The organism is Desulfosarcina sp. (assembly GCF_033791525.1).
Classification (GTDB): Bacteria; Desulfobacterota; Desulfobacteria; order Desulfobacterales; family Desulfosarcinaceae; genus Desulfosarcina.
The window spans coordinates 1-5,036 of record NZ_JASJGN010000372.1; the positions used below are offsets into that span (position 1 = coordinate 1).

At 51.3% G+C, this 5,036-nt stretch carries 7 protein-coding genes; 6 read left to right on the top strand and 1 reads right to left on the bottom strand.

Annotated features, from left to right (window positions below):
* From QNK41_RS18340 to QNK41_RS18365, 6 genes are all read left to right on the top strand, one after another.
* Positions 1–778, top strand: a 778-nt coding sequence (locus QNK41_RS18340; protein WP_319259808.1) for a haloalkane dehalogenase, incomplete at its 5' end; no start/stop codon positions are given.
* A 19-nt stretch (positions 779–797) separates the two neighbouring features.
* A complete protein-coding gene (locus tag QNK41_RS18345) occupies positions 798–1,253 on the top strand; it encodes a hypothetical protein (protein WP_319259811.1) in 456 nt (151 codons plus the stop codon).
* A gap of 67 nt (positions 1,254–1,320) precedes the next feature.
* Positions 1,321–1,803: a hypothetical protein gene (locus tag QNK41_RS18350; protein ID WP_319259814.1), complete on the top strand. Its 483-nt coding sequence runs from the start codon at positions 1,321–1,323 to the stop codon at positions 1,801–1,803.
* A gap of 188 nt (positions 1,804–1,991) precedes the next feature.
* The gene (gene trmB / locus QNK41_RS18355) at positions 1,992–2,651 is read left to right on the top strand and encodes a tRNA (guanosine(46)-N7)-methyltransferase TrmB (protein ID WP_319259817.1); all 660 of its coding nucleotides are present in this window, start codon (positions 1,992–1,994) and stop codon (positions 2,649–2,651) included.
* Between the two features lie 9 nt (positions 2,652–2,660).
* A complete protein-coding gene (locus QNK41_RS18360; protein WP_319259820.1) occupies positions 2,661–3,212 on the top strand; it encodes a cysteine hydrolase family protein in 552 nt (183 codons plus the stop codon).
* Positions 3,213–3,234: 22 nt separating this feature from the next.
* The gene (locus QNK41_RS18365; protein WP_319259823.1) at positions 3,235–3,633 is read left to right on the top strand and encodes a hypothetical protein; all 399 of its coding nucleotides are present in this window, start codon (positions 3,235–3,237) and stop codon (positions 3,631–3,633) included.
* A 60-nt stretch (positions 3,634–3,693) separates the two neighbouring features.
* Here the strand turns inward: QNK41_RS18365 and QNK41_RS18370 are convergent, their stop codons facing one another.
* The gene (locus QNK41_RS18370; protein WP_319259826.1) at positions 3,694–4,434 is read right to left on the bottom strand and encodes a dienelactone hydrolase family protein; all 741 of its coding nucleotides are present in this window, start codon (positions 4,432–4,434) and stop codon (positions 3,694–3,696) included.
* Positions 4,435–5,036 lie beyond the last annotated feature (602 nt).

The following is a 5,036-nucleotide window of genomic DNA, read 5'->3' on the forward strand; positions in this document are numbered from 1 at the left end:
GTTCCTGCACGGCAATCCTACCTCTTCCTACCTGTGGCGAAACATAATTCCGCATCTGACCCCTCTGGGCCGCTGCATTGCCCCGGACCTGATCGGAATGGGCAGATCGGATGCACCGGACCTGGCGTATCGCTTCGTTGAGCATGCCAGGTACGTGGAAGGCTTCATTGAGAAGCTGGGCCTGAAGAATATCACGCTGGTCGTCCATGACTGGGGTTCCGCACTTGGTTTCCACTACGCGATGAGAAATGAGAACAATATTAAAGGGATCGCCTTCATGGAGGCAATTTTAAAACCGATGATGTGGGACGAGTTTCCGGGCGGTTTCAAGATGGGTTTTAAAATGATGCGCACGCCCGGGATTGGTTGGCTTTTGGTCAGTGTCATGAATGTCTTCGTTACCCAGATTCTGCCCAAGGCAATCGTCAGAAAATTGTCTGCAAAGGAAAAGAATTATTATGCAGCGCCATACAAAACTGTCCGAAGTCGCAAGCCTTTGCGACAGTGGCCTTGCGAAATTCCCATAATGGGTAAGCCGATTGATGTTTACGAAGTGGTATCGAATTACAACGAAAAACTTCAGGAATCCGAGTTACCCAAACTTCTCTTCTTTGCATCGCCTGGAGGCTTGATTAATGCCAAAACGGTTGAATGGTGTAAGCAAAAACTTAAAAACCTCGAAGCAATCAACATTGGCGCAGGGATTCATTATCTACAGGAAGACAATCCCCACCAGATCGGTTCAACCTTGGCAAAATGGTACACAGACCTTTCGTAATCTGGAGAAATAATAGAAGATGATTGATCTAAGCAATAAAGCGGCAAAACGATTTCGCATAAACTGGAAGGATCTCAAGGAGCGTTCAGGAGACTTCTGGAAGGTGGAGGCGGTGATGATCGGCCGTGTCCCGATGCTGTACATCGTTCACGAATATACGCTATTCACGATGGTTCGGCGTAAATCCGAGTTTCGTGATCCCTTGATCATAGCCGATGAAATCATCCAATCATGCCCATGGTATCGCAGCCCTGCGACACCTTCGCTTGGAAGGAACGGGAATCGAAGACTCACGGGCAGCATAACCGAAATGAAACGGATGACCGTGGGTTTATACTCGCCGGAGCAGATCAACGCAATGGAGATGTCGATCAACCAGAGTTTATTTTCTTATCTCTCCACAAATCGCAATGGGTACTCAACACCCTTCGAGGCTGTAGAAAGCTACGTAAAGGAACGAACACCCTGGCTGTAAGCCATTTACCGCCGACGCGTCTTATCGCGTCCCACTTACCTTACAGCAATGAGGAAAATCTATTTTAATGCTGAACAACAGCAGAACAGACAGGAAATTGTTAATCCCAATTATATGGATGGGTATTGGCTTGGTGTCTGGGTATTTATCGAATTATTTATTCTCGTATATCTTGTCTCCCATGCTGATCAAGGCCGTCAGAGAAACCAACGCAAATACCCAATCAGACCTTTTAACGAATATTATCAACATGTGCTTCGCGAACATGGCAGATTTCACGCTGTGTTTTGTTTTTGCGATGGTGTTGAGTTTTTTCACCAAATCCACCAAACTAAGATTGTTGTTATTTGTTTTTGGTGCGATCGCGATCAACTTGTATGTCCAGGTTGAAGGGCTGATCGGCTACATGGGTTTTTATGCTGAATTTCCTTCATGGGCGATTACATCATCGATGCAGGAGTTCGTTTCGCTGTTATTGATCATTCCTCTTTGTTCGTTCGCAGGCAGCAAGGTTGGCACCTGGATAAAAATGAAAAGGAAGACCTCATAACCCAGTACTTCGCCCGACGCGGCTCCACCGCCCCGGAGAGCGCCACCTTGGGCCGCCGACTTTCAAATTCGGGGTTCATCTTCCGTGTTCGACTCCAGCGTGAGGCAAATTTGAGAACATTCCCCGCGGCAAGCGGCAGAGAATGCGCTTGCTATCGCGGTTCAACAGCCGCCAATGCAGGAATAACCATGCCAAAAAACAAGCTTCTCAAGTACGAACGCGTCAAACATCTGCCCAATGTCACCTTTTCGGTGTTCGGTGAATCACCATCGCCTCGCTCTTACCCCTGGTACGACGAGCGTTATCAGGGCATGGAAAGGGTTCTCGAACTGGGCTGCGGCAAAGGAGAATACAGCCTTGTATTCGCTGCCGCCAATCCGCGCAAACTATGCGTGGGAATCGATGCCAAGAGTCATCGCATCTGTGTCGGCGCAGAAAAGGCGATTGCCCAGGGCCTTGAAAATGTTCACTTCCTTCGTGCGCGAATTGAGCGAATCGAAGATTTTTTTCTGGAACACTCGATACACGAGATCTGGCTGACCTTTCCCGACCCGCACCCCAAGCATCGGGCAATCAAGTCCCGGCTTTCCGCCTCTCCCTTTCTGGACGCATATGCAAACCTGCTTATCCCCGGCGGCACGGTGTATCTGAAGACTGACAGCAATCTGCTGTATGACTATACCCGGGAATCTGTCAAACGGTGGGGGGGGCGCGAAATCGCACAGTCAGACACCGATCATGGAAACGATTGCCGCGCATCAGGTGCCGGTGAAGTGGTTTCCGCCTACGAGCATGCCGCGCGGTCAAGGGGAGCCGCCATCAAATTCATGGTATTTCAATTGAGCTAAGGAGGAAACATGGACACATGCCTGGTGCTGGTTGACCTTCAGAACGATTATTTTCCCGGCGGCAGTATGGAGCTTGTCGGTATCGGTGCTGCCGCGGCCAACGCCCGGCGACTGTTGGATGCGTTCAGAAAAAGAGAAAAGCCGGTCATCCATATCCAACACGTCGCCGCTCAGGCGGGGGCAACCTTTTTCCTTCCCGACACCAAAGGGGCGCAAATTACTCAACAGGTCGCACCCCAGGAAGATGAAATCGTCATCGTCAAAAACTATCCCAACAGCTTTCGCGACACCCCGCTCCTTGAAATCCTGAAGCAGCGCAACATCAGTGACCTACTCATCAGCGGTGCCATGAGCCACATGTGTATCGATGCCACCGTTCGGGCTGCGTTCGATTTGGGTTTCACCTGCATGGTTGCCGACGATGCCTGCGCGACCAAAAACTTGACGTTCGGGGGCAAAACCATCCACGCATCCGAAGTCCATGCCGCCTTCATGGCGGCATTATCCGGTTCGTACGCGACGGTTCGTCCAACAAAAGCGATCATTGAAAACAAGGTGTAAGTCCTGCTTTGGAGGTGTTGCCATGCGACACGTCACACTGCTGACCATCGACGCGACAATCAACCTGCTGCTGGGGGTGCTTTTGCTCGCCTTTTCCGACGGGTTGGCCAGCCTGCTTGGGGTGCCTCCGGCCGCCCATGGTTTTTACCCCAACATACTCGGTGGGGTTCTGTTCGGGATCGGCATTGCCCTGCTGATGGAAAGGCGCAATAAAACAGGCGTCGGCATTGGCTTGGGACTCGGTGGAGCGATTGCCATCAACCTGTGCGGCGGTCTGGTGCTTTGCGGGTGGCTCGTCTTCGGCGATTTGTCGTTGCCGTTGCGCGGTCTGATTTTTTTATGGTTTCTGGTTGTGCTTATAGTCGGGATCAGCGTCGTAGAACTCGTTACGGGTTTTCAGGGCAACCGTCCTGACGCCTGAGAATAGACAAAATTCCTTACGGTCGAAGACTCCTCGCAGCTTGCTGCGAGGTTCTTCAATCTACCTCAACGTCTCTTCCAGGAATTCACCAAACCGATTCCAGGACTTCTCATCCGCATCTTTTCTGTACCGGTCGGAACCAAAGACCGTGAAGGCGTGCGGCGCACCGCCGTATGCGATCATCTCGTGGGGCACACCCTTTTCCTCCAGGGCATTGGCCAGCAATGCATAATGGTCCATGGTGATATTCGTGTCGGCCGTGCCGTGCAGGATCAACAGTTTTCCTTTGGTCTTGCCGTAATCCTGGCCTTCCGGCGTACTCAATCCGCCATGGAAGGTGACAAATCCTCTCATGTCCGCCCCGGACCGGGCAAACTCGAGCACGGCGGCACCGCCAAAGCAGTACCCCATCGCCACGGCATTGTTCACGCTGGCACCTCTGGCCCTGGCCGCATCCAGCGCACCGTAGATCAGGCTGCGCATGCGTTCCCGGTCCTTGTACAACTCCCCGGTGTGCTGGCGCCGGTCCTTCACTGCAGTGGGCCTGATTCCGGCACCGAACAGATCGACAGCGAAGACCGCGTACCCTTTTTCGGCCAGCATATCGGCCCGTTTAACTTCATAATCGGTGAGGCCATCCCAGTCATGGATCAGCAGCACCAATGGGGCATTGTCCGCCGGAGAGGTAAAATACCCCTCGAAGGCCTCCCCCTTGACGTCATAGGCGACAACCTGCCCGCCTGCCGTGGCCGTCGCCGTGGCGGCAAATATCAGAAACAGCAATGTAGATATGGTTTTCATTGATTAGCTCCGAACAATTAATATAGTGGATTGGTCAAGAGACACCGGTATTTGCCGAGCCATCCGCAGTCGGATCTGCCGTTGCGAGGCACAGTGCCTTTGGAAAGCCGGGTCTCCGCATCCATAAAAAATAGGGTTACTGCGACACACCACCCGCTTCAAAAGGCCTTTCTCATAATAAGCATAAAAAAACAGACTGCACCTAATGTTGCTTGGTCCATTCGGCCGTCACATCGAGCGTGCAGACGTAGCTGTTACCCGCCAACGGGTCTCATTCATTCCTACAGAAGTAATGCTGCAGTTGAAGATACGGGTCAAGCCTTTGTCAGGTGCACCGCTATCCAACAACTTACCATCAGGCCGCCTCCGGCTTCACATTTTTTTGACCATTTACGTTTTATGCATATCAGCGTTACTAGTTTTTCCAGAATGGTGGGTTTTCATCCACGGCCCGTGTTTGATATTTTTTGAAAAAAAATTTTGAATAATATCGATTTTTTAAAATTCATTTCAAGGATCGTTGAAGGCCTGCAGCAAAATTACTCAAGAAACCGCTTTCCACTGCCGAAGATGCGTACATGATCGTCATCATTTAAAATAAC

Bases quoted from the DNA above. Each gene is read 5' to 3' on its own strand.
- QNK41_RS18350 (WP_319259814.1), top strand. From the start codon at position 1,321: ATGCTGAACAACAGCAGAACAGACAGGAAATTGTTAATCCCAATTATA.
- QNK41_RS18345 (WP_319259811.1), top strand. From the start codon at position 798: ATGATTGATCTAAGCAATAAAGCGGCAAAACGATTTCGCATAAACTGG.
- trmB (WP_319259817.1), top strand. From the start codon at position 1,992: ATGCCAAAAAACAAGCTTCTCAAGTACGAACGCGTCAAACATCTGCCC.
- QNK41_RS18365 (WP_319259823.1), top strand. From the start codon at position 3,235: ATGCGACACGTCACACTGCTGACCATCGACGCGACAATCAACCTGCTG.
- QNK41_RS18370 (WP_319259826.1), bottom strand. From the start codon at position 4,434: ATGAAAACCATATCTACATTGCTGTTTCTGATATTTGCCGCCACGGCG.
- QNK41_RS18360 (WP_319259820.1), top strand. From the start codon at position 2,661: ATGGACACATGCCTGGTGCTGGTTGACCTTCAGAACGATTATTTTCCC.